At 58.5% G+C, this 23512-nt stretch carries 21 protein-coding genes; 14 read left to right on the forward strand and 7 right to left on the reverse strand.

Going from position 1 to position 23512, the window contains the following annotated elements:
• Positions 1–5: 5 nt before the first annotated feature.
• The 3 genes from AC1DIG_RS13370 (at position 6) to AC1DIG_RS13380 (ending at position 1213) form a co-directional block, all read left to right on the forward strand.
• Positions 6–227, forward strand: coding sequence for a hypothetical protein (locus tag AC1DIG_RS13370; protein ID WP_477767684.1), 222 nt, complete (start codon positions 6–8; stop codon positions 225–227).
• A 144-nt stretch (positions 228–371) separates the two neighbouring features.
• Entirely contained in the window at positions 372–602 is a 231-nt protein-coding gene (locus AC1DIG_RS13375) for a hypothetical protein (RefSeq protein WP_477767685.1), read from the forward strand.
• A 233-nt stretch (positions 603–835) separates the two neighbouring features.
• Complete coding sequence (locus tag AC1DIG_RS13380; protein WP_477767686.1) at positions 836–1213, forward strand: hypothetical protein; 378 nt, start codon at positions 836–838, stop codon at positions 1211–1213.
• A gap of 24 nt (positions 1214–1237) precedes the next feature.
• On the opposite strand, the gene AC1DIG_RS13385 is transcribed toward AC1DIG_RS13380, so the two are convergent.
• The gene (locus AC1DIG_RS13385) at positions 1238–1984 is read right to left on the reverse strand and encodes a FadR/GntR family transcriptional regulator (RefSeq protein ID WP_054598177.1); all 747 of its coding nucleotides are present in this window, start codon (positions 1982–1984) and stop codon (positions 1238–1240) included.
• 303 nt (positions 1985–2287) lie between these two features.
• Between AC1DIG_RS13385 and AC1DIG_RS13390 the strand changes: the two genes are divergently transcribed.
• Complete coding sequence (locus tag AC1DIG_RS13390) at positions 2288–2638, forward strand: hypothetical protein (RefSeq protein WP_477767687.1); 351 nt, start codon at positions 2288–2290, stop codon at positions 2636–2638.
• A gap of 111 nt (positions 2639–2749) precedes the next feature.
• Here AC1DIG_RS13390 and AC1DIG_RS13395 read toward each other — a convergent pair whose 3' ends face one another.
• From AC1DIG_RS13395 to AC1DIG_RS13405, 3 genes are all read right to left on the reverse strand, one after another.
• Entirely contained in the window at positions 2750–4477 is a 1728-nt protein-coding gene (locus tag AC1DIG_RS13395; protein ID WP_477767688.1) for an ABC transporter ATP-binding protein/permease, read from the reverse strand.
• Between the two features lie 96 nt (positions 4478–4573).
• A complete protein-coding gene (locus AC1DIG_RS13400) occupies positions 4574–5134 on the reverse strand; it encodes a response regulator transcription factor (RefSeq protein ID WP_019691866.1) in 561 nt (186 codons plus the stop codon).
• Positions 5127–6389, reverse strand: coding sequence for an ATP-binding protein (locus tag AC1DIG_RS13405; RefSeq protein ID WP_427542621.1), 1263 nt, complete (start codon positions 6387–6389; stop codon positions 5127–5129). Before AC1DIG_RS13405 ends, AC1DIG_RS13400 begins: the two co-directional genes overlap by 8 nt.
• A gap of 377 nt (positions 6390–6766) precedes the next feature.
• On the opposite strand from AC1DIG_RS13405, the gene AC1DIG_RS13410 reads away from it, so the two are divergent.
• Positions 6767–7483, forward strand: coding sequence for an SIMPL domain-containing protein (locus AC1DIG_RS13410; protein ID WP_477767689.1), 717 nt, complete (start codon positions 6767–6769; stop codon positions 7481–7483).
• A gap of 124 nt (positions 7484–7607) precedes the next feature.
• Here AC1DIG_RS13410 and AC1DIG_RS13415 read toward each other — a convergent pair whose 3' ends face one another.
• Positions 7608–7994 (reverse strand): DUF6124 family protein, encoded by a 387-nt coding sequence (locus AC1DIG_RS13415; protein ID WP_054594023.1) that lies wholly within the window; start codon positions 7992–7994, stop codon positions 7608–7610.
• A 543-nt stretch (positions 7995–8537) separates the two neighbouring features.
• Between AC1DIG_RS13415 and AC1DIG_RS13420 the strand changes: the two genes are divergently transcribed.
• From AC1DIG_RS13420 to AC1DIG_RS13460, 9 genes are all read left to right on the forward strand, one after another.
• Complete coding sequence (locus tag AC1DIG_RS13420) at positions 8538–10139, forward strand: ABC transporter substrate-binding protein (protein ID WP_477767690.1); 1602 nt, start codon at positions 8538–8540, stop codon at positions 10137–10139.
• Positions 10140–10397: 258 nt separating this feature from the next.
• Positions 10398–12023: an ABC transporter substrate-binding protein gene (locus AC1DIG_RS13425; RefSeq protein WP_477767691.1), complete on the forward strand. Its 1626-nt coding sequence runs from the start codon at positions 10398–10400 to the stop codon at positions 12021–12023.
• A 302-nt stretch (positions 12024–12325) separates the two neighbouring features.
• Positions 12326–13927 (forward strand): ABC transporter substrate-binding protein, encoded by a 1602-nt coding sequence (locus tag AC1DIG_RS13430; RefSeq protein ID WP_477767692.1) that lies wholly within the window; start codon positions 12326–12328, stop codon positions 13925–13927.
• Positions 13928–14096: 169 nt separating this feature from the next.
• The gene (locus AC1DIG_RS13435; RefSeq protein WP_477767693.1) at positions 14097–15509 is read left to right on the forward strand and encodes an OprD family porin; all 1413 of its coding nucleotides are present in this window, start codon (positions 14097–14099) and stop codon (positions 15507–15509) included.
• A 78-nt stretch (positions 15510–15587) separates the two neighbouring features.
• Positions 15588–17183, forward strand: coding sequence for an ABC transporter substrate-binding protein (locus AC1DIG_RS13440; RefSeq protein ID WP_477767694.1), 1596 nt, complete (start codon positions 15588–15590; stop codon positions 17181–17183).
• A 73-nt stretch (positions 17184–17256) separates the two neighbouring features.
• Positions 17257–18267 carry an ABC transporter permease subunit gene (locus AC1DIG_RS13445; RefSeq protein ID WP_103315790.1) on the forward strand — a complete coding sequence of 337 codons (1011 nt, stop codon included), beginning with the start codon at positions 17257–17259 and terminating at the stop codon, positions 18265–18267.
• A gap of 10 nt (positions 18268–18277) precedes the next feature.
• Positions 18278–19189, forward strand: a complete 912-nt coding sequence (locus AC1DIG_RS13450; RefSeq protein ID WP_054594032.1) for an ABC transporter permease subunit — start codon at positions 18278–18280, stop codon at positions 19187–19189.
• 10 nt (positions 19190–19199) lie between these two features.
• The gene (locus AC1DIG_RS13455) at positions 19200–20168 is read left to right on the forward strand and encodes an ABC transporter ATP-binding protein (RefSeq protein ID WP_429540370.1); all 969 of its coding nucleotides are present in this window, start codon (positions 19200–19202) and stop codon (positions 20166–20168) included.
• The gene (locus AC1DIG_RS13460; RefSeq protein ID WP_427530041.1) at positions 20168–21139 is read left to right on the forward strand and encodes a peptide ABC transporter ATP-binding protein; all 972 of its coding nucleotides are present in this window, start codon (positions 20168–20170) and stop codon (positions 21137–21139) included. Before AC1DIG_RS13455 ends, AC1DIG_RS13460 begins: the two co-directional genes overlap by 1 nt.
• Positions 21140–21259: 120 nt before the next feature.
• Here AC1DIG_RS13460 and AC1DIG_RS13465 read toward each other — a convergent pair whose 3' ends face one another.
• Entirely contained in the window at positions 21260–21502 is a 243-nt protein-coding gene (locus AC1DIG_RS13465; RefSeq protein ID WP_371919124.1) for a hypothetical protein, read from the reverse strand.
• Between the two features lie 229 nt (positions 21503–21731).
• Complete coding sequence (locus AC1DIG_RS13470) at positions 21732–23315, reverse strand: peptide chain release factor 3 (RefSeq protein ID WP_477767695.1); 1584 nt, start codon at positions 23313–23315, stop codon at positions 21732–21734.
• Positions 23316–23512: the final 197 nt, after the last annotated feature.

A 23512-nucleotide genomic window follows, 5' to 3' on the forward strand; every position in this document is an offset into this window, starting at 1 on the left:
CACTGATGACTATCAACCTGACACTCGAACTGGCCTCGGGCCAATCCCTCAACGGCGCACCGCTGGAATTGCTGGCCAATGGCGTGCCGGTTGCCCGGGCGACTGTGGATGACGAGGGCCACGTGGCGTTTGATGCCAAGCCCGGAGCCGGACAATGGGCGGTGAGGGTGGATCGTTCGATCCTCAAGACTGAAGATCAAAAGATCGCAGGCTGCGCCCGCTCCTAACTCAGCATTCCCACGATCGAGCGTGGGAATGCTCCATCAAAATTGATAACTGACCACTCGTCGGAACTGTTATTTCTAACAGTAGAGGCAAAATACATCCCCTGGATTTAATTACCTCTCATGCCCTATGGACAGGAGACGACTATGAAAACCACATATCTGGTGATTTTTCGCACAAATGGAAAGCTGAAAGCTGAGCGGGAAATAGTTGTTTTGCACGATCTCGTCAACAGAGGCGATTTTCTGACCTACCCCTTCGAGGTTGAGGGGTACCCGCCCGGAACGCCATTTGTCGTACTCACCAAGACCTTCGAATTACTGGATAACGGCTCCTTGCGAATTGCGCTGGAAACCGATGTCGCCAAACAACAATAGTGATGCGTTCTACCCGCGCTGCGCCTCTGCCATTTCATGGACAGAGCGCGGCCGTTCGAGGCTGTTGGTCAGGTGCAGGCGCATGGGACTGCAAATGAACCGGGCACCCCGTTTGCTCCGCGTCTTGCAACGCTTGGTCATAATCGTTTCAAGTACGTCATGAAAGAGCGTTCTACAGTGTGTCGCCGACCATGAATGGTCACGGACGGCTTCACATGGAGTGGTGATTTATCATGAGTTTTTCGATCCCGGTGCTTACCCAATTCCCTGCCGGAACGCTTGTAGAGGAAGCGACGATCGCGTTATCGAGCCTGAGTGGCGCCCTGACGGTCCAGATTCCTGACTCAGACGAGTTCCCCGCAAACTGGGAGGTTTATCTGATCCTCGGAGCGGATGTTGAAAACCCAGACTGGGCTGGTCCTGAAGTATCCACTGGAATCTACGATGACGCCTGCGACGACCTGATAAAAGTGACGGGCCTTGAACTGGAAGTGCCTAAAGCAGAGCTGGAAAAACACAAGAACGGAACAATCGAACTGCGTTACAAATTCTCGGACGAGTCCAGCCTGACTCCGAGTTCGGAACCCGTACTGCTTCGTATCGAAGACTAAGCACTCACCCGCTCAACCCCTCTATCAACGCTGCGCCTCTGCCTCTTCATGGGCATGGCGCAGTCGTTCGCGGCTGTTGGTCAGGTGCAGGCGCATGGCTGCGCGGGCTGCGTCCGAATCCTGGCGGGCGATGGCGTCGTAGATTTCTTCGTGCTCACGCGCCAGGCGATTCATGTAGTGCTGCTGGTCATCGTGGGCCAAGCGTGCGGAGTTGAGCCGGGTACGCGGAATGATGCTGGTGCCCAGGTGGGTCATGATATCGGTGAAGTAGCGGTTGCCGGTGGCCAGGGCAATCTGCAAATGAAACTGGAAGTCCGACGCTACCGCATCGCCTGCGTGGGCCGCGCTTTCGTTCAGGGCATCCAGCGCCGCACGCATCAACGCCAGCTGTTCGGGACTGCGGCGTTGTGCGGCCAAGCCTGCGGATTCCACTTCCAGGCTGATGCGCAACTCCAGGATCGCCAACACATCGCGCAAGGTCACCACGGTCGCCGGATCGATGCGAAAGCCGCTTGGGCTTGGCGTGTCGAGCACAAACGTGCCGATGCCATGACGGGTCTCAACCTGCCCCGCCGCCTGCAAACGCGATATCGCTTCACGCACCACAGTGCGGCTGACGCCATGGGCTTCCATGATCGCCGACTCGGTGGGCAATTTGTCGCCACGCTTGAGCATGCCGTCGCGAATCTGCTCGGACAGCACCGTAACCAGTTCCTGCGCGAGGCTGCGGCGCTTGCGCGGAAGACGGGGGGCGTCGATCGGGTTTTCCATGGTGAACATCAGTCTCAGGCAAACGGTTGAGAACGCATCATAACGCAGCGCAGTTGTACGATCACTGTCAGCAAACGCCGGAGTGGCCTACGGCGAGCTATCCCTCCAGCTAATCGGCCTCTGCATAGGTCGCAACCGCTTGAACCGCCTGTGGCGACCACTCGTCGCAACTGTAATTTCTGACAGTAGCCTCTAGCAGATTTGACGGATCTACTTGCCAAGCGGTTAAGCCACCGCTCCCAAGAAATGCTGATATCAATGACTTCTCAAACTGGCGTGCAAATAGCCAAAAGGACTTAAGCCATGAAAAGCGAACTACCGACTCTAGAACGGCCGGGCATTAGAGAAACTTCAAATTCCGACCTCTACCTGAGTGAGGTAGAAAAATCTGTCGGTGTTTTAATTCCGCCATACGATGGCATGGATAGCGGACACCTCATCAAGGTTATCTTAGAATTTTTTAGCCTTGACGAAACACTCACTTATGAACGCCAGGTAACCGAGCAAGAGGTAGGGAGAACCATAATCATCGAGTTTTTCAAAGAAATATTTGAACAGCGAGTGGATCACTCTGTCAGGATTTCATACGAAGCTAGGAGTGCCAGCGTTCCGTTGGGCAAATCAGCTTACCGTGGTCTTCACATCAATCCTTGATCGAGCCAAACACACGCTTTCATCTGATGGATAAGGCGACCAGCGCCAACCCAGATAGAGAAAGACTTCTGTCTCTGGGTTGGTATTAACTGCTCGACGTCACAACAGAGATCAGGCCGTCACGGTCTGCTCCAGCAGATGGCCACTGTCGATGCGCACATGCCGTGGATGGAAACGTTTCAGGCTGCTGCGATGGCCGACGCTGACGATGCTCAGGCCTGGCAAGTGATCGATCAGTGCCTGATACAGAGACGCTTCATCCTCTTCGTCCATCGCCGAGGTCGCTTCGTCCATGTACAGCCATTGCGGTGCGTAGAGCAGCGCTCGGGCAAACGCCAGACGTTGCTGCTCACCCGGAGAGAGCATTCGCTGCCAGTGATTGGCTTCGTCGAGACGGGAAACCAGATGCGGCAAACGGCAGGTTTCCAGCACGCGCGCGTAGTGCTCGTGCGGGTAGGTGTCGCCGGCCTGTGGATAACTCAGGGCGTCACGCAGGCTGCCAATCGGCAGGTACGGCTTTTGCGGGAGGAACAGATAACGCGCAGCCGGCAGTCGGATGTTGCCGTGCCCCGCAGGCCAAAGGTGCCCCATCGCCCGCAGCAAGGTGGATTTGCCACTGCCGGAACGACCGCTGAGCATGACGCGCTCGCCCGCCTCTACCGTCATGTCGGCATTGGTCAGCAAGTGACGACCGTCGGCCAGGTCCAGACCCAGGTTATGGATTTTCAGCTCTGAGCCCTGATTCTGCACGTCGATGGCCGGCTGGCGCTCTTCGTTTTCGCTCATGGCCTGACGGAAACTCAGCAAACGGTCGCAGGTGGCGCGCCACGAGGCGAGGTCCTGGTACGCACTGATGAACCAGCTGAAACTCTCCTGCACGTTGCCGAAGGCCGAACTGATTTGCATCAGTTCACCGAGTTCGATCTTGCCGGCAAAGTAGCGCGGCGCGGCGACCATGAACGGGAAGATAATCGCGATCTGGCCGTAACCGGAGGTAAAGAAGGTCAGGCGCTTGGACACTTTCATGATGTCCCAGAAGTTGTGCCAGACCCTGCCAAACCGTGTGCTCAAGCGCTGATGTTCGTTCGGTTCGCCATTGTACAGGGCGATACTCTCGGCGTTTTCACGCACCCGGACCATGGAAAAACGCAGGTCGGCTTCGAAGCGTTGTTGTTGGTTATTCAGACCGATCAAGCGGCGACCGATCAAATGCGTCAGCCAGCTACCGACCGTCGCATAGACCAGCACGCACCAGAACATGTAGCCAGGAATGGTAAAGCCAAACACCTCGATACTGCCCGACACCCCCCACAGGATGATCGAGAACGACACCAGGTTGACGACATTGCGGATCAGGCCCAGCCCCAAAGCCAGGGTGTTGGACGTGAAGTTGTTAAGGTCTTCGGAAATCCGCTGGTCCGGGTTATCGGTGTAACCGCCCTGCTCCAGCTGATAGTAATTCTTGTCGCCGAGCCAACGGGCGAAGTGCTTCTCGGTGAGCCAGGCCCGCCAGCGAATGGTCAGCATCTGGGTCAGGTAGAGCCGGTACACCGCACCGACAATCGCCACCGCGGCAATCGCGCTGAAATACAGGATCAGATGCCAGAACGCCGCTTCGTCCTTCTTTTGCAGGGCATTGTAGAAGTCCTTGTACCAGGTGTTGAACCACACCGAGATCCCCACGCTGATCAGCGACAGCACGATCACCGCGATCAGCAGTGCCCAGGCCGTGCCCTTCTCTTCACTGCGCCAGTACGGCGTGATCATCTGCCAGACACGGCGAAAAAACTGCCCGCGCACACTGTCGTTGACCGCGGAATATTCAGCGTTCTGATTCATGGTTCAGACTCGATAAAGAAAAGAACAGGCACAAGCCGATCATAGATGATCGGCTCGGGTTGTCGCGAGATCTGGCGATAACCGTTCAGCGCCGGTTCAGCGACGAACGGGACGCTTCTGCAGTTTGCGCTGCAGGGTGCGCCGGTGCATGCCCAGGGCGCGGGCAGTGGCGGAGATGTTGCCTTCGTGTTCGGTCAGCACGCGCTGGATGTGCTCCCATTGCAGGCGGTCCACCGACATCGGGTTTTCCGGCACCAGGGTGTCGAGGTCGGCGTGCTCTGAGAGCAAGGCGGCCAGCACGTCATCGGCGTCGGCCGGTTTGCACAGGTAGTTGCAGGCACCGCGCTTGATCGCCTCGACCGCGGTGGCAATGCTCGAGTAACCGGTGAGGATCACCACGCGCATTTCCGGGTCGAGTTCGAGCAGTTTTGGCAGCAACACCAGGCCCGAGTCGCCGTCCATTTTCAGGTCCAGCGCGGCATAGTCCGGCAGATCCTGCTGGGCGATGATCAGGCCCTCTTCGGCGGAACCTGCGGTGCTGACGCGAAAACCGCGACGGTTCATGGCGCGGGCCATCACGCGGGTGAACGTTGCGTCGTCGTCTACCAGCAACAAATGCGGCAGGTCTTCGCCTTCGACTTGGATCTCGTCACTCATGTTCGTCTCCTCGGGCGACACGGGGCAGGCGCAGCTCGGTGAGCGTACCGCCTTCCTCATGACTATAGAGTTTCACTGAGCCGCCAGCGCGTGTCACGCTGGCCTTGCTCAAAAACAGGCCCAGGCCGAAACCTTTGCCCTTGGTGGTAAAAAACGGTTTGCCGATCTGTTCGGCAATCGCCAGCGGCACGCCGGGGCCGTGGTCGCGAATGCTGATGGTCAGCTCGACGGAATCCCAGTTCAGCGTCACTTCCAGCCCTTCGGGGCAGGCATCGGCGGCGTTGTTCAGTAAATTCAGCAAGGCTTGGGTCAGGTCTGGCGGCGGCGCCAGACGCGGTTCATCGCCAAGCCCCAGGCGCCGCAAGCGGTAGGTCGCTTCGGGACGCATCAAGTGCCAGCGGTTAAGCGCTTCATCGAGCCAGACGCTGACGCCCTGCATCTCCACCGCCAACCGACGATTGGCTTCAGCGGCGCGAACCAGTTGCTGCAAGGTCTCCTTGCACAGCTTCACCTGATCCTGCAGCACCCTCAAGTCATCTTGCAGTAGCGGGTCGTGATGATCCTGCTGCATTTCCTTGAGCAGCACGCTCATGGTCGCCAGCGGCGTACCCAATTCGTGAGCGGCGCCAGCGGCCTGGGTTGCCACGGCCAGCAATTGTTGATCGCGCAGACCTTCTTCCCGACGGATCGCCCGCAGTTCTTCCTGACGGCGCAGCTCTTCGGCCATCCGTGCAGCAAAGAAGGTAATCACCGCAGCGGCCAGGGCAAAACTCAGCCACATGCCGTAGATCTGCATCTTTTCCCGGTACATCGGGAATGTTTCCAGCGGGTAAAACTGCGCCAGCAACAAGGTGTACATCGCCAACGCGATGCCCGAGAGAATCACCGAATAGCGCCACGGCAGCGTGACGGCGGCGATGGTCAGCGGCACCAGGTAATAGGAAACGAACGGGTTGGTCGAACCGCCGGAGAAATACAGCAGCGCACTGTGGATAAACAGGTCGCAGGCCAGTTGCACGGCGTATTCGAGCTCGGTCACCGGCCACGAAGTGCGCAAGCGGATCGCGGTAAAGGCACACAGCAGCATCGAGCAACCGAGGGTCGCCGCCAGTTGAAACCACGGCAGCGGCAGCAGGTTGAACCAGTAGGCGAGCCCCACCGAACCGGCCTGAGCGGCCAGCACCAGGGTGCGGATAAACGTCAGTCGCCAAAGGTTCTGGCGAGTCGCGGAAAGCAGTTGTACGGGGGCGAGCATGAGCTCTCCTGATGAGCGCTCCAGGCGGATCGCGTCGAGTATAACCAAGCGAGGCCCCTGACAGGCAAAAGTGCGGCAAAGCGCCACACGGCAAAGACCGTTCACCTCGCACCGCAATCCTCGTAGCAGCTGGCGAAGCCTGCGTTCGAGCGCGAAGCGGTCGTAAAATCAGCTACCGCGTTTTTTCAGATGGAATGCGTTCTCTGGATTGCGACCGCTTCGCGCTCGAACGCAGGCTTCGCCAGCTGCTACAGGTAGTGGTGCGACCTCGATCTGTATAGAAGTTGTAACCGGGTGAACCCGAGAATAAAAGCTAGAGTCTGATGGTTTCACGCAGGTTCGGACCACAACCCCTGCGCATCATCCAAGGAGTTTTCATGAACACATTGCGCCGCAGCGCCGCCCTTCTCGCCCTCAGTGTCGGCACCGTCGTCAGCCTGCCAGCATTGGCCGTCGACGAACTTCACTACAACCAGATTTCCCTGCGCGCCGAAGTCAGTCAGGAAGTGGCCCGCGACCTGATGATCGTGACCCTCTACACCGAAGAACAAAACACCGACCCGGCCAAACTCGCTGCCGACGTCAGCACCACCATGAACAAGGCGCTGGCCCAGGCCAAACAGGTCAAGGACATCACCCTGCGTCAGGGCAGCCGTCACAGCTACCCGATCTACGACACCAAGGGCCAGAAAATCACTGGCTGGCGCGAGCGCGCCGAACTGCGCCTGGAAAGCTCGAACTTCGCGGCGCTGTCCAAGCTCACCGGCGAACTGCTGACCGACCTGAAAATGGGCGGCATGGACTTCGCCATCGCCACCCCGACCCGCAAGGCCAGCGAAGATGCGCTGCTCAAAGAAGCCGTTACGGCCTTCAAGGCCCGCGCCCAACTGGCCACCGATGCACTGGGCGGCAAGGGATACAAAATCGTCAACCTGAACCTCAACAGTAACGGTTATCCACAACCTTACCTGCGCGCGCCAATGATGATGAAAGCTGCGGGCATGGACTCGGCACCGGTCACCCCGGATGTCGAAGCTGGCACCAGCCAGGTCAACATGACCGCCGATGGCTCGATTGAAGTGTTGATGCCGTAAGATCGCTGCTCGTTCCCACGCTCTGCGTGGGAATGCAGCCCGTGACGCTCTGCGTCACATTCCACGGCGGACGCAGAGCGTCCATTGAGGCATTCCCACGCAGAGCGTGGGAACGATCATCATCCTACTTGACCTGATACTCCGCTGGCTCCGGCACATCAAAATCATCCAGCGCCCTGTCCACCAGTAACTGCACTCCATCCACCAGCCGACAAATCGCCAGCGCCACATGGCGCCGCGAACCTTCGATCTCGAACGCCAGGTCAGCGGCCATGACTTTCACCGACGCCAGGTCTTCCGAGGCATTGGCCAACAGGCTTTCTGTGCCCACATCAGGGGCGACGCTGAATAACCGATCAGAACGCAAATCGCTGAAGCGCAGCTTGGCGAGCGTCGGTTTCAGGTAGTGATCCAGTGCCCGGTGGGCAGCATCGTGGAGCTTTTTGGAGTCGAGGGATTCGTACGGTGAAACGTCGTCGGGTGCGGGGGGATCGGGGATTAACTTGTCCATGTGAATACTCCACTCATCTAGGGAGCCATCTCTTGCCGATCTCACTCGGCGAAGGGGTGGCAGCTGTGTGCGGTGTGAGATTACCGGGAGTAGAACCGGCCAGACCGAAGTCCGCCCGCACACAGTCGCCATAAAGCATTGCGAACAGCAGATAAGCTGGCGGCAATTATGGTGGTACTGGCACTCGATTCATACTCTTTACCGGGATCTCACTCCCGTTCGCTGAGTTTTCAGCGACAGTCAAAGGTTAGAGAGGTCATTTCCGACCGACAACCTGAAAGAGGCGTGGGAAAGTTCTACGGTTCTGACGGATTGCATCAACACTCAAAACGGAACGCGGAGCGTCCCAGGCAGCATTCCCACGCAGAGCGTGGGAACGATCATCAAACGACGTACATTTGAAAGAGGCTGGCCGGCTACAGGGCCAATAACCCGCTGTGTATGCCATAACAAAGGGGTCACCCTAACAAACGGATATTTCCGCGCTCCCCGACAACAACGCTACTCTCCAGAAAAAGCCGCCGCCAAACCCTCGGGGACTCCATGGATAGAACCACCGTCAAACCGCTTCTGCTTGCCCTCACCCTCGCCACCATCGCCCCATTCGCCCAAGCCGCGACGACCCTGGTCTACTGTTCCGAAGCCAGTCCTGCCGGGTTCGACCCGAGCCAGTACACCAGCGGCACGGATTTCGATGCCTCGGCCGAAACAGTCTTCAACCGTCTCACCCAATTCAAACGCGGTGGCACCGAAGTCGAGCCAGTCTTGGCGACGAGCTGGGAGGTCGCCAAAGACGGCCTGACCTACACCTTCCACCTGCGTGACGGGGTGAAGTTTCATACCACCGACTACTTCACGCCGAGCCGCGATTTCAATGCGGACGATGTGCTGTTCACCTTCCAGCGCTTGCTCGACCCCGAAAACCCGTTTCGCAAGGCCTACCCCACCGAGTCGCCGTACTTCACCGACATGGACCTGAACACCACGATCAAAAGTGTCGATAAGGTCGACGAGCACACGGTGCGCTTCAGCCTGAACAACATCGACGCCGCGTTTGTGCAGAACCTGGCGATGAGCTTCGCCTCGATCCAGTCTGCCGAGTACGCCGCGCAGTTGCTCAAGGAGGGCAAAGCCGCTGACCTCAACCAGAAGCCGGTCGGCACCGGCCCCTTTGTGTTCAAGCGTTATCAGAAGGACTCGCAGATCCGCTACAGCGCCAACCGCGCCTACTGGAAACCCGAGGACGTGAAACTCGACAACCTGATTTTCTCGATCACCCCGGACGCCGCCGTGCGCCTGCAAAAGCTCAAGACCGGTGAGTGCCAGGTCAGCGGTTACCCGCGCCCGGCCGACATCGAAGTGATGGAACAGGACCCGAACCTGCGGGTGCTCAAGCAAGCCGGTTTCAACCTTGGCTTCCTGGCCTATAACGTGAGCCACCCGCCACTGGATCAGCTCAAGGTCCGTCAGGCACTGGACATGGCCATCGACAAGCCGGCGATCATCAAGGCCGTCTATCAAAGTGCCGGGCAGTTGGCGCAGAACGCCCTGCCGCCGGCGCAATGGTCGTATGACCCGAACATCAAAGACGCGCCCTACGACCCCACCAAGGCAAAGGCGCTACTAAAAGAAGCAGGGGTTGCACCCGGTACCACTATCAATTTATGGGCAATGACCGTGCAGCGTGCGTCCAACCCGAACGCGCGGATGTCGGCACAGATGATCCAACAGGACTGGGCCAAGGTCGGCATCACGGCCAATATCGTCAGCTACGAATGGGGCGAGTACATCAAGCGCGCCAAGAACGGCGAGCACGACGCGATGATCTACGGCTGGACCGGCGACAACGGTGACCCGGATAACTGGCTTGGCGTGCTCTACAGCTGCGCCGCCGTGAAAGGCAGCAACTACGCCAAGTGGTGCGACCCGGCGTACGACAAGCTGGTTCAGCAGGCCAAGCTGTCTACCGACCGTGACGAGCGGGTCAGGCTCTATCAACAGGCACAAAAAATCCTTAAGCAACAAGTGCCTATCACACCGATCGCCAACTCGACGGTTTTTCAGCCTCTGCGCAAGGAAGTTTCCGACTTCAAGATCAGCCCGTTCGGCCTCACACCCTTTTATGGCGTGGGTATAAATAAGTAACACCGCGCTCCGGCCGGGTGCGCCAAGCGCCCTGGCCGCACCGCTATGGTGCGTCGCTTGCACCGAGAAAAACGACCGCAAACGGTTAAATGCGTCAACATTTATACATATGCGACATTAAGGTACGTTCGTGCCACTGTTTAAGGCTTGTAGCCACCCGGCATCTTGCATTGGGTATGGGCCCTGCATAAGTATCCGCAGGTCGACTCACGAGGTCGTCCTCTAATTCCAAAAATGACAACAAATCATGAGGCCACCATGCTTAAACACGCGGTCATTCCGTTTTTAGTCGGCGCAAGCTTGTTAGCTAGCGCACCTTTCGCCCATGCGGCGACTAACCTGGTGTTTTGCTCCGAAGGGAGCCCGGCCGGTTTTGATCCTGGTCAGTACACCACCGGAACCGACTTCGACGCCTCTGCAGAAACCATGTTCAACCGTTTGAGCCAGTTCGAACGTGGCGGCACCGCCGTTGTTCCTGGCCTGGCCACCAGCTGGGACATTTCCCCGGATGGCCTGACTTACACCTTCCACCTGCGTGAAGGCGTCAAGTTCCACACCACCCCGTATTTCAAGCCAACTCGTGAGTTCAACGCCGACGACGTGCTGTTCACCTTCAATCGCATGATTAACAAGGATGACCCGTTCCGTAAGGCGTACCCGACCGAATTCCCGTACTTCACCGACATGGGGATGGACACCAACATCACCAAGATCGATAAAGTCGACGATCACACCGTCAAGTTCACCCTCAAGGAAGTTGATGCCGCGTTCATCCAGAACATGGCCATGAGCTTCGCGTCGGTGCAGTCCGCCGAGTACGCTGCCCAGCTGCTCAAGGAAGGCAAAGCCGCCGACATCAACCAGAAGCCGGTCGGCACTGGTCCGTTCGTGTTCAAGAGCTACCAGAAAGACTCCAACATCCGCTACACCGGGAACAAGGACTACTGGAAGCCTGACGACGTCAAGATCGACAACCTGATCTTCGCCATCACCACCGACCCGTCGGTACGGATTCAGAAGCTGAAAAAGAACGAGTGCCAGATCACTCTGTTCCCACGCCCGGCCGACCTGAAGGCGCTGAAAGAAGACAAGACTTTGAAGGTGCCTGACCAGGCTGGTTTCAACCTGGGTTACATCGCCTACAACGTGATGGACAAGATCAAGGGCAGCGATCAGCCGAACCCGATGGCTCAACTGAAAGTGCGTCAGGCACTGGACATGGCCGTCAACAAGCAACAGATCATCGACTCGGTTTACCAGGGTGCAGGTCAACTGGCGGTCAACGCCATGCCGCCAACCCAGTGGTCCTACGACACCACCATCAAGGATGCGCCATACAACCCTGAGAAAGCCAAAGAACTGCTCAAGGAAGCCGGCATCAAGGAAGGCACCGAGATCAACCTGTGGGCGATGCCGGTGCAGCGTCCTTACAACCCGAACGCCAAGCTGATGGCTGAAATGCTGCAGTCCGACTGGGCCAAGATCGGTATCAAGGCCAAGATCGTGACCTATGAGTGGGGCGAGTACATCAAGCGCTCCAAAGGCGGCGAAAACGGCGCGATGCTGATTGGCTGGAGCGGCGACAACGGTGACCCGGACAACTGGCTGAACGTGCTGTTCGGCTGCGATTCGCTGCAGGGCAACAACTTCTCCAAATGGTGTGACAAGAAGTTTGACGGCATCGTGAAAGAAGCCAAGCGCACCACCGATCAGGCCAAGCGCACCGAACTGTACAAACAGGCGCAACACGTCCTCAAAGACGCCGTTCCAATGACACCTATCGCTCACTCGACGGTGTTCCAACCCATGCGCGACAACGTGCAGGACTTCAAGATCAGCCCGTTTGGCTTGAACTCCTTCTACGGCGTCAGCGTCAGCAAATAAGGTTTTGCAACGGTGACGTCCCTGACGTCGCCGTTGCCTTACCTGCCAAGACAGCTGGAAATCGCCTACTTCCCAAACCACTGCGGACTACTGCAGCGGGTTTAGGACGTGTCGCCTTTTCCTACCTGTTTTTCAGGCCTTACGCATTTACCGCCTGACCTTCGACCCATACCGTCGGGGTACGGCCGTTTTTTCGCTGCGGCTGGCAACTGCTGACCCCATGGCTTTGGATCAGTGATGTCTGCACGTCCCAGGACGGGACGACGACTCACTGTTTAACACCTAAAAAGAGAGGGAGCGTTATGCGCCATACCTTGGTTTTATCCGCATTGCTGGGCACCGGTCTGTTGGCCGCCACGTCATTCAGCCAGGCCGCCAACAACAGCCTGGTGTTTTGCTCCGAGGGCAGCCCGGCGGGCTTCGACACCGCGCAGTACACCACTGCGACCGACAACGATGCAGCCGAACCGTTGTACAACCGGCTGGCCGAGTTCGAAAAAGGCTCCACCAATGTCGTACCGGGCCTGGCCACACGTTGGGATATTTCCGAGGATGGTCTCAAGTACACGTTCCACCTGCGCGAAGGGGTGAAATTTCACACCACCCAGTACTTCACACCGAGCCGCGACTTCAACGCCGACGATGTGCTGTTCACCTTCAATCGCATGCTCGATACCGAGCACCCATTCCGCAAGGCTTACCCGACCGAGTTTCCGTACTTCAACGGGATGAGCCTGAACAAGAACATCGCCAAGGTCGAGAAGACCGGGCCGTTGACCGTGGTCATGACCCTGAACTCGGTAGACGCCGCGTTCATTCAAAACATCGCCATGAGTTTCGCCTCGATTCTCTCCGCCGAATACGCCGACCAGTTGCTCGCGTCCGGCAAGCCGAGCGACATCAACCAGAAGCCGGTCGGCACCGGGCCGTTCGTGTTCAAGAGCTACCAGAAAGACTCCAACATCCGTTACACCGGCAACAAGCAGTACTGGGATCCGAGCCGGGTCAAGCTCGACCAGCTGATATTCGCCATCAACACCGACGCGTCGGTGCGTGTGCAGAAGCTCAAGAAAAACGAATGCCAGATCACCCTGCACCCGCGCCCCGCCGATGTCGACGCGCTAAAAAACGACCCCAAGCTGCAACTGATCGAGAAGCCCGGTTTCAACCTTGGCTACATCGCCTACAACGTGCGGCATAAACCCTTCGACCAGCTCGAAGTGCGCCAGGCACTGGACATGGCGGTGAACAAGCAGGGGATTCTCAAGGCCGTGTACCAGGGCGCCGGTCAACTGGCGGTCAACGCCATGCCACCGACCCAGTGGTCCTACGACGAAACCATCAAAGACGCCGCCTACAACCCGGAAAAAGCCAAGGAATTGCTCAAGGCTGCCGGGGTCAAGGAAGGCACAGAGATCACTCTCTGGGCCATGCCGGTACAGCGTCCCTACAACCCGAACGCCAAGCTGATGGCAGAAATGCTGCAGTCGGACTGGGCGAAAATCGGCCTGAAAGTGAAGATCGTCAGCTACGAATGGGGCGAGTACATCAAGCGCACCAAGAATGGCGAACACGACATCAGCCTGATCGGCTGGACCGGCGACAACGGGGACCCGGACAACTGGCTGGGCACCCTGTACAGCTGCGACGCTATTGGCGGCAACAACTACTCCATGTGGTGTGACCCGCAATACGACAAGCTGATCAAGCAGGCCAAGATTGTCACCGACCGCGAGCAACGCACGGTGCTCTACAAACAGGCTCAGCAGTTGCTCAAGCAGCAAGTGCCGATCACCCCTGTCGCCCACTCGACGGTCAACCAGCCGTTGAGCGCCAAAGTCGAAGGATTCAAGGTCAGCCCCTTCGGCCGTAACGTCTTCTCGGGTGTCAGCATCGACCAATAACTGATTAGCCGGAACCCTGAGGGCGATTTTCGCCCTCACGCAAAGGTGTTGCCTGAATTCGGCGAACAAGCCACATGCAAACGTTTGCGATGCCTGAATGAGTTCAAACCAAATAGCCGGATCACCAAAAAAGACCGGCATTAAAAAAAGAAAGAAAGGAGCTTCATCCATGAGACTGAGCAGCACCGCGATATTGGCCTTGGCCATTAGCAGCATCACGGCCACGGCCTATGCTGAAACCCAAAGCCAGGAGTTCACCCCGGTTACGGTCAACACCAGCAGCGCACAAGCCGCCGCAACCGGCTTTATCGAAGGTCAGAAGATCGACGGTTCCACGCGTAACTGGTACGCCAACGAACAACTGAAACGTGGCGGCAAGTTCACCTACCTCAAAGACGGTGTGGCGACGCCAACCGACCGCCGTATCAACTGGGTTCAGGGCACGATCGTCAAGTACAACTCCGGCTTCACTCAGGGCACCGTCGGTGTCAGCACTGAAGTGGCCGCCTACAACGCCGTTGCACTGGATCGTGATCACAAGGATCTGGCGTCCAACAACGGCGGTGCACCGGGCTCTCGTCCAGGCGCAGGCAACAACCGTACCCTGACCAAAGAAGGCGGCGATGCCCAAGGCCAGTGGAGCAAACTGGGCCTGGCCAACGTCAAGTTCCGCGTATCGAACACGACCCTGACCGCCGGCCGTCAGAACTTCAGCACCCCGATTGTCGACACCATCGGCAACCGTGCGCTGCCTTCGAGCTTTGAGGGCGTGAGCCTGCACAGCGAAGAGCTGAACAATCTGTCGTTCGATGCTGGTTCCTTCGACCGCGTATCCCCGCGGACCGAAGAGAGCCTGTCGAAATTCCGCTCCGAGTACACCAACAACAAAGCCGAAACCAATCGCGTGAACACCGCCGGCCTGAACTATCAGCCGTTCAAAAGCCTGAAGACCAGCCTGTACGTCGCGAACGTCGAGGACTTCTGGAATCAGTACTACTTCGGTGCCACCCACGAACTGGGCGATAGCTCGGTGCTAGGCCTGACCACCGGCCTGAACTACTACAAGACCCTCGACACCGGCAAAAAGGAAATGGGCAACATCAACAACGATGCCTACTCCGTGTCGTTCGGCCTGACCCACCAGGCTCACAGCCTGACGTTCTCCTGGCAGCAAATTGCCGGTGACGAGTACTTCGACTACCTGCACGAAACCAACGGTATCTACCTGGCCAACTCCCTGCTCTCGGACTTCAACGGTCCGAACGAGAAGTCCTTCCAGATCGCCTATGGCCTGAACATGGCTGAATACGGCGTACCAGGCCTGAAGTTCAACATCTATCAGGCTCGCGGCTGGGGCATCGACGGTACGCACTACACCGGCACCGCCTACGACGTGAAAAACATGGATGGCGAGCACCACTATGAATACGGCATCGGTGCTTCGTACGCCGTACAGAGCGGCCCACTCAAGGCTACCGCTATCCGTGCAACCTACACCGCGCACCGCGCCAGCGAAAACCAGGCTGACGGCAGCCTCAACGAGTTCCGTCTCGTGACCACCATCCCGTTCAACATTTTGTAATACACCTGCCGAACGGCTGATTCAGTGAAGAATCGGCCGTTCGGCTTTTGTCCTTTAACCGATTGCAGAGGGCTCTTGATGAAAATGCTTCCTTTACGAGCGGCCATCGCCGCCACGTTGCTGAGTGTCGCTATCGGCGCCTCGGCCAAACCCTTGGTGGTCTGTACCGAAGCCAGCCCGGAAGGCTTCGATATGGTCCAGTACACGACTGCAGTCACAGCCGATGCGGTGGCCGAAACCATCTTCAACCGTCTGGCGGACTTCAAGCCCGGCACCACTGAAGTGATTCCGGCACTGGCCGACTCCTGGGACATCAGCGAGGACGGTCTGACCTACACGTTCCACCTGCGCAAAGGTGTCAAGTTTCACACCACCGAATACTTCAAGCCGACCCGCGACATGAATGCCGACGACGTGGTCTGGAGTTTCCAGCGTCAACTGGACCCGAACCACCCGTGGCACTCCAAGTCGAGCGTGGGCTTCCCGTACTTTGAAAGCATGGGCTTCAAAGAGCTGCTCAAAAGTGTCGAGAAGGTCGACGACAATACGGTCAAATTCACCCTGACCCGCCGTGAAGCGCCGTTCCTGGCGGACATCGCCATGGCCTTCTCCTCGATCTACTCCGCCGAGTACGCCGATCAGTTGCTCAAGGCCGGCAAGACCGGCGACCTGAACAACAAACCGGTCGGTACCGGCCCGTTCATCTTCCAGCGTTACGCCAAGGATGCCCAGGTTCGCTTCAAGGCCAACCCGGAGTACTTCCGTGGCAAGCCACCGGCTGACGCGTTGATTCTGGCCATCGCCACCGACAACAACGTTCGCCTGCAAAAGCTCAAGGCCAACGAGTGCCAGGTCGCACTGTATCCCAAGCCCGATGACATCCCGAGCATCAAGAAAGACAGCAACCTGAGCGTCGATGAACTCGACGCGATGACCGTCTCGTACATCGCCATGAACACCACCCACAAGTACATGAGCGACGTGCGGGTCCGCAAAGCCATCGATATCGCGTTCGACAAGGAAGCCTACGTCAACGCGCTGTTCGGCAAAGGCAATGCCTCGGTGGCGGTGAACCCGTACCCACCTACCCTGCTGGGTTACAACAAGACCCTGCAAAACCCGAAACGTGACCTGGACAAGGCGCGCGCCCTGCTCAAGGAAGCCGGTGTTCCGGATGGTACCGTGTTCACCCTGTTCACCCGTAACGGTGGCGGCCCGACCAACCCGAACCCGATGCTCGGTGCGCAGATGATGCAGGCCGACCTGGCCAAGGTCGGAATCAAGGTCGACATTCGCGTCATGGAATGGGGCGAAATGCTCAAGCGCGCAAAAAACGGTGAACACGATATGGTGTCTGCCGGATGGGCGGGCGATAACGGCGACCCGGATAACTTCCTGACGCCTATGCTCAGTTGCGAGGCCGCCAAAAACGGCGAAAACTACGCCCGCTGGTGCAATGAGAAGTTCCAGACGCTGATCGATGAAGCCCGGGCTAAAGTAAACCCGACCGAACGCGCAGCGCTCTATGAACAGGCGCAGGCTATTTTCAATCAGGACCAGCCATGGATCAGCATGGCCCACACACGCATGTTCACCGCAATGCGCAACAACGTAGAGGGCTACCACATTAGCCCCCTTACCACTAATAACTTCGCCACCACCCAGGTGAAGTAGATAAGAAACTCCCGGCGTCCCTGATCCCAGGGACGCCGGGCACGCCTAACCGGCTGATGAGGTACACCAGAAGATGTTTAGTTTTATTGCCCGCCGATTGGGATTATTGATCCCCACGTTCTTCGGCATCACCTTGCTGACTTTCGCGTTGATTCGCATGATTCCCGGCGACCCCGTGGAAGTGATGATGGGCGAACGTCGGGTCGATCCCGAAATGCATGCTCAGGCAATGGAACGCCTTGGTCTGAACAAACCGCTGTATGCCCAGTATCTGGACTACATCGGCAAACTGGCCCACGGCGACCTGGGTGAATCCCTGCGGACCCGTGAAAGCGTATGGACCGAGTTCACCTCGCTGTTCCCCGCCACCCTGGAACTGTCCATGGCGGCCCTGCTGTTCGCCGGCGTTCTCGGCCTGTTGGCCGGGGTGATCGCGGCACTGAAGCGAGGGTCCCTGTTCGACCATGGGGTCATGGGCATCTCCCTTGCCGGGTATTCGATGCCGATTTTCTGGTGGGGCCTGATCCTCATCATGTTCTTCTCGGTCTCCCTGGGCGTGACCCCGGTGTCCGGGCGGATCGACCTGCTGTACGACATCGAGCCAAGAACCGGCTTCATGCTCATCGACACCCTGCTGGCCAATGACACCGGCGCGTTCTTCGACGCCCTGCACCACCTGATTCTTCCGGCCATCGTGCTCGGCACCATCCCGTTGGCGGTGATCGCCCGGATGACCCGTTCCTCGATGCTCGAAGTCCTGCGTGAAGACTACATCCGCACCGCCCGGGCCAAAGGCCTGTCGCCGTCGCGCGTAGTGTTCGTTCACGGCCTGCGCAATGCCTTGATCCCGGTACTGACCGTGGTCGGCCTGCAAGTCGGCACCTTGCTGGCCGGTGCGGTTCTGACCGAAACCATCTTCTCGTGGCCTGGTATCGGCAAATGGCTGATCGAAGCCATTGGCGCCCGGGACTACCCCGTGGTGCAAAACGGAATTCTGTTAATCGCCTGCCTGGTGATTCTGGTCAACTTTGTAGTGGATATTCTTTATGGCTTCGCAAACCCACGCATCCGTCACCAGCGCTGAGACCCTACGTATGAGTACTCCAACTACCGCCGTAGCAGTCGACCAAAGCCTGCTGTATCCGTCGCCGTACAAAGAGTTCTGGCAAGCATTCTCCAAGAACAAGGGCGCCGTCGCCGGCCTGTTGTTCATGCTGCTGGTTATTTTTTGCGCGATTTTCGCCCCATGGGTTGCTCCGCATAACCCGAGCGAGCAGTTCCGCGACTTTCTGCTGACCCCTCCAGCCTGGCTGGCCAATGGGCAGATGCAATTCCTGCTCGGCACCGATGAGCTGGGACGCGACCTGCTGTCGCGTCTGATCCATGGTTCGCGCCTGTCCTTGCTGATCGGTTTGTCGTCGGTGGTCATGTCGCTGATTCCGGGGATCCTGCTGGGTCTGTTCGCCGGGTTCTTCCCGCGCCTGCTCGGCCCGACCATCATGCGTCTGATGGACATCATGCTGGCCCTGCCGTCCTTGCTGCTGGCTGTGGCGATCGTCGCCATCCTCGGCCCTGGCCTGATCAACACCGTGATCGCTATCGCCGTGGTGTCCCTGCCGGCCTACGTTCGTCTGACCCGCGCTGCGGTCATGGGCGAACTGAACCGCGACTACGTGACCGCCGCGCGTCTGGCCGGTGCCGGTCTGCCGCGCCTGATGTTCATCACCGTGCTGCCCAACTGCATGGCGCCGCTGATCGTTCAGGCGACCCTGAGCTTCTCCTCGGCGATTCTCGATGCCGCGGCACTGGGCTTCCTCGGCCTTGGCGTACAACCGCCAACCCCTGAGTGGGGCACCATGCTGGCTTCGGCTCGCGACTACATCGAACGCGCCTGGTGGGTTGTCAGCCTGCCTGGCTTGACCATTTTGCTCAGCGTGCTGGCAATCAACCTGATGGGCGACGGCCTGCGCGATGCGCTGGACCCGAAACTCAAGAACGCCGCCTGAGGAGATTCAAATGTCACTGTTGGAAATCAAGAATCTCAACGTTCGCTTCGGCGACAAGAACGCCGTTCCGGTGGTCGACGGTCTCGACATTTCCGTGGACAAGGGTGAAGTCCTGGCCATCGTTGGCGAGTCGGGGTCCGGCAAGTCCGTGACCATGATGGCGCTGATGGGCCTGATCGAACATCCGGGGATCGTCACCGCTGACGCCCTGAATTTCGACGGCAAGAACATGCTCAAGCTCAGCAATCGTCAGCGTCGGCAAATCGTCGGCAAGGACCTGGCCATGGTCTTCCAGGACCCGATGACCGCGCTGAACCCGAGCTACACCGTTGGCTTCCAGATCGAAGAAGTGCTGCGCCTGCACCTGAAAATGTCCGGCAAGGACGCCCGCAAGCGTGCCATCGAGTTGCTGGAAAAGGTCGAAATCCCGGGTGCCGCAAGCCGTATGGACGCCTACCCGCACCAACTGTCCGGCGGTATGAGCCAACGCGTGGCGATTGCCATGGCGATTGCCGGCGAACCGAAACTGCTGATCGCCGACGAACCGACCACCGCGTTGGACGTGACGATCCAGGCGCAGATCATGGACCTGCTGCTGGCGCTGCAAAAAGAGCAGAACATGGGCCTGGTGTTGATCACTCACGACCTCGCCGTGGTAGCCGAAACCGCCCAGCGCGTGTGCGTGATGTATGCCGGCCAAGCGGTAGAAGTCGGTCAGGTGCCGCAGTTGTTCGACATCCCTGCCCACCCGTACAGCGAAGCGCTGCTCAAGGCCATTCCCGAGCACAGCCTGGGTTCCTCGCGCCTGTCCACCCTGCCGGGCATCGTTCCCGGTCGCTATGACCGTCCGCAAGGCTGCCTGCTGTCGCCGCGCTGCCCGTACGTGCAGGACAACTGCCGTCAACAACGTCCAGGCCTGGACCCGAAAAGCAACAGCCTCGCCCGCTGCTTCTATCCTTTGAATCAGGAGGTGGCGTAATGGCCGTCGTTCTCACCGCCCGTGACCTGACCCGTCACTACGAAGTCTCCCGCGGCCTGTTCAAAGGCACCGCACTGGTACGCGCACTCAATGGCGTGTCGTTCGAACTCGAAGCCGGCAAAACGCTCGCTGTCGTAGGTGAATCCGGCTGCGGCAAGTCGACCCTGGCCCGTGCCCTGACGCTGATCGAGGAGCCGTCGTCGGGCTCGTTGAAAATCGCCGGGCAAGAAGTCACCGGCGCCAACAAGGCCGAACGCAAACAACTGCGCAAAGACGTGCAGATGGTGTTCCAGAGCCCTTACGCCTCGTTGAACCCACGGCAGAAAATCGGCGATCAGCTTGCAGAGCCACTCTTGATCAACACCAAACTTTCCGCGGCCGAACGCCGTGAAAAAGTCCAGGCGATGATGAAGCAGGTCGGCTTGCGTCCCGAGCACTATCAGCGTTATCCGCACATGTTCTCGGGTGGTCAGCGCCAGCGGATCGCCCTGGCTCGCGCCATGATGCTGCAACCCAAAGTGCTGGTCGCGGACGAACCGACCTCGGCGCTGGACGTGTCGATTCAGGCTCAGGTGCTGAACCTGTTCATGGACCTGCAGCAAGAGTTCAACACCGCCTACGTGTTCATCTCCCACAACCTGGCAGTGGTGCGTCACGTCGCTGATCAGGTGTTGGTGATGTACCTCGGCCGGCCGGTGGAAATGGGCCCGAAAGAAGACATCTACACCCGTCCTCTGCACCCGTACACCCAGGCACTGCTGTCGGCCACGCCGACGATTCACCCGGATCCGGACAAGCCGAAAATCAAGATCGTCGGCGAACTGCCGAACCCGCTGAACCCGCCGTCCGGCTGCGCGTTCCACAAGCGCTGCCCGTACGCCACTGAACGCTGCAGCAAAGAAGAGCCAGCCTTGCGCCAGCTCGACAGCCGCCAGGTGGCCTGCCATTACGCCGAACAATTCGTCGTCTAGGCCGGGCATGAAAAAGCGCCCTCTCGGGGCGCTTTTTGATACACGTTGACCACCCCCCTCCTGTCGGACTGCGCATCAGTCCGACAGGAGGGGGTTTTCTTTTGTCTGAACCCTTAAGGTTTAACCTTGGGTATCGTCTTCGGAATCGTCGGAGGATGGGTCCTCATCGCCTTTAGTATCACTTTGACTCTGATCACCAGTGGCAACCATCAAGCCACTGCCCTGCACACTTTTTGCTGCCCAAAACCCCTGGTCCTGCACCGCGCCGCTGCTCGCCCACGCTGCCGAAGTGCCCACCGACAGCAGCACCAGCACTTTGATCAGTAAAACCATGCGTTGAAAAATGCTCATAGCTGATTCCATCCTTTCGTAGGTGAATCACGGGTAGCTACGGATCGTACGTCCAACGAACGTAGCACTGTCTGAAATCTAGTCTGGATATACGGGATTGACCAGATAGGACACTAACGATGGTCGCCAATCGCGTTTTGCCAAAAGACAGGTTTGGAATAATCGATATACCAAAATGCTCGTTCCCATAAAAAAGCCCCGAGGCTTTCGCGTCGGGGCTTTGGGCGTAGCCGTTCAGTGCTTAGTGATGCTCACGTGTCGCACGGAATTTCACGTCCGGCCAGCGTTCTTCCATCAGTGCCAGGTTGACCCGGGTCGGGGCCAGGTAGGTCAGGTGACCGCCGCCGTCGAGGGCGAGGTTTTCCACGGCCTTGACGCTGAACTCTTCGAGCTTCTTCTTATCGCTGCAATCGATCCAGCGAGCGGACCACACGGTGATCGGCTCGTAGGCGCATTCGACCTTGTATTCCTCTTTCAGACGGCTGGCGACCACATCGAACTGCAGCACACCGACGGCGCCGAGGATGATGTCGTTGCTGCGTTCCGGGAAGAACACCTGGGTCGCGCCCTCTTCGGCCAGTTGCTGCAGGCCCTGGCGAAGTTGCTTGGACTTGAGCGGATCCTTCAGGCGTACGCGACGGAACAGTTCCGGGGCGAAGTGCGGGATACCGGTGAAGCCCAGGGTTTCGCCTTCGGTGAAGGTGTCGCCGATCTGGATGGTGCCGTGGTTGTGCAGACCGATGATGTCGCCGGCAAACGCTTCTTCCAGTTGCTCACGCTCGGAGGAGAAGAAGGTCAGCGCGTCGCCGATCCGGACGTCCTTGCCGGTGCGTACGTGGCGCATCTTCATGCCTTTTTCGTACTTGCCAGAGCAGATACGCATGAAGGCAATGCGGTCGCGGTGTTTCGGGTCCATGTTCGCCTGGATCTTGAACACGAAGCCTGTGAACTTCTCTTCCACCGGTTCCACGGTGCGCTCGTTGGCGACACGGGCCAGCGGCTTTGGCGCCCAGTTGACCACGGCGTCGAGCACGTGATCGACCCCGAAGTTGCCCAGCGCCGTACCGAAGAACACCGGTGTCAGTTGGCCGTCCATGAATTCCTGTTGATTGAATTCGTGGCAAGCGCCCTGCACCAGTTCCAGCTGTTCGATGAAGCGCTCGTACTCGTCGCCCAAATGCGCGCGGGCTTCATCGGAGTCGAGCTTCTCGATGATTTTCACCTCGGTACGCTCGTGGCCGTGGCCCGCGGTGTAGACAATGATGTAGTCGTCGGCGAGGTGATACACGCCTTTGAAATCGCGGTAGCAACCGATCGGCCAGGTGATCGGCGCAGCCTTGATCTTCAGGACGGCTTCGATTTCGTCGAGCAGTTCGATCGGGTCGCGGATGTCGCGGTCGAGTTTGTTGATGAAGCTGACGATCGGCGTGTCACGCAGACGGCAAACGTCCATCAGGGCGATGGTCCGTGGCTCTACACCCTTACCGCCGTCGAGGACCATCAATGCCGAGTCGACCGCTGTCAGGGTGCGGTAGGTGTCTTCGGAGAAGTCTTCGTGACCCGGGGTATCGAGCAGGTTGATCATGTGATCGCGATACGGGAACTGCATGACCGACGTGGTAATGGAAATACCACGCTGCTTTTCCATTTCCATCCAGTCGGAGGTGGCATGGCGGTCGGATTTGCGAGACTTCACCGTGCCGGCAACCGCAATCGCCTTGCCCATCAGCAACAGCTTCTCGGTGATGGTGGTCTTACCCGCATCGGGGTGGGAAATAATGGCGAAAGTGCGGCGTTTCGCGACTTCGGCGGCCTGTTTGGTCATGGGAAATCGCCTGGCAGGTGATTCAAAAAAGGGCGGCGAGTATAGCGTAAACATGGGGCCACGGACCACCGTTCGCCCCGTCGTAGCAGCTGTCGAGCTTGCGAGGCTGCGTTCGGCTGCGAAGCGGCCGTAAATCAAACAATGCGGTCTTTCAGGCATACCGTGCTTAACGGTTTTACGACGGCTGCGCCGCCGAA

The sequence above is a fragment of the Pseudomonas sp. 05N431 genome (genome assembly GCF_056397005.1).